The sequence below is a fragment of the Streptomyces sp. SID486 genome (assembly GCF_009865385.1).
In the GTDB taxonomy this organism is placed as follows: Bacteria; Actinomycetota; Actinomycetes; order Streptomycetales; family Streptomycetaceae; genus Streptomyces.
In genome coordinates, this window is record NZ_WWJT01000619.1 from 1 (window position 1) to 1,372 (window position 1,372).

Below are 1,372 nucleotides of genomic sequence, written 5' to 3' on the forward strand. Positions count from 1 at the left end.
CGCGGCCCGCTGTCCGGCGCCGGCCGGCCGCCGCCGTCGGGGCCACCGCCGTCGGGTCCGCCGCCGTCGGGTCCGCCGCCGTCGGGACCGGCGTCGCCGGGGCCGCCGACCTCGGGAACAGCGTCGTCGGGGCCGCCGTCGTCGGGGCCGCCGCCGGGACCGCCGCCGTCGGGACCGCCGCCGTCGGGGCCGTCGGGTCCGGGATCGTCGTCGTCCTCGCCGGAGTGCTCCCTGAGCGTCTCGTCCAGCTTGTCCTCGTCCAGCCCCGGCGCGTCGAACGGGTTCCGGCGGCGCCGGTGGGGCAGCGCCAGCAGAGCCGCCTGCCGCACGTCCTCGGCGAGCACATCGGTCCGCCCGGCCCACGCGGCCAGCGCGGTGGCGGTCCGCGCCATCACGATGTCGGCGCGCATGCCGTCCACCTCGAAGGCCGCGCAGGTCGCCGCTATCCGCCGCAGCGCGCCGTCACCGAGCCGCACCCGCGGCAGCAGTTCCCGCGCCGCGGCGACGCGCTCTCGCAGGGCCGCCTCCTCGGCGGCCCAGCGCGCCGCGAAGCCGTCCGGGTCGGCGTCGTAGGCCAGCCGCCGCTTGACGACCTCCACGCGCTGGTCGGGCTCGCGGGACGCGGCCACCTCCACGGTCAGACCGAACCGGTCCAGCAACTGGGGGCGCAGCTCGCCCTCTTCCGGGTTCATGGTGCCCACGAGCAGGAAGCGGGCGGCGTGCCGCACGGACACACCCTCGCGTTCCACGTACGAGGCCCCCATCGCCGCAGCGTCCAGCAGCAGGTCCACCAGGTGGTCGTGGAGGAGGTTGACCTCGTCGACGTACAGGATGCCGCGGTGCGCGTCGGCCAGCAGGCCCGGCTCGAACGCCTTCACGCCCTCGGCGAGCGCCCGCTCGATGTCCAGAGCGCCGACGAGCCGGTCCTCGGAGGCGCCGACGGGCAGCTCGACCATCCGTGCGGGGCGTTCGCCGCCGCTGCCGGTCTCGTGCGGCCCGTCCGGGCACGCGGGGTCGGGGGACGCCGGATCACACGAGAACCGGCACCCGGGCACGACGGCCACCGGCGGCAGCAGCGCCGACAGCGCCCGTACCGCCGTGGACTTCGCGGTGCCCTTCTCGCCGCGCACCAGCACCCCGCCGACGGCCGGCGACACGGCGTTCAGCAGCAGCGCGAGCCGCAGGTCGTCCTGGCCGACAACGGCCGTGAACGGAAAGGGGTTTGTCACTGGTGGCCCTCCATGTCGCCTTCCGGTTCCGAAAAGGTGGCCCGCGGGCGCTCCGGCGCGTGTGCGGCCGGCTCCGTCCGCGGTTCTCGGACGGTCAGTGGTCCTCGGTCGGTCAGCGGTACACGCTTCGTCCACGGTCCCCG

Annotated in this window: 1 protein-coding gene; it reads right to left on the minus strand. The window is 76.5% G+C overall.

Going from position 1 to position 1,372, the window contains the following annotated elements; all coding sequences use genetic code 11:
* Positions 1-1,229: ATP-binding protein (locus tag GT045_RS28830; protein WP_345942787.1), on the minus strand; the 1,229-nt coding region annotated here is incomplete at its 3' end.
* Positions 1,230-1,372: the final 143 nt, after the last annotated feature.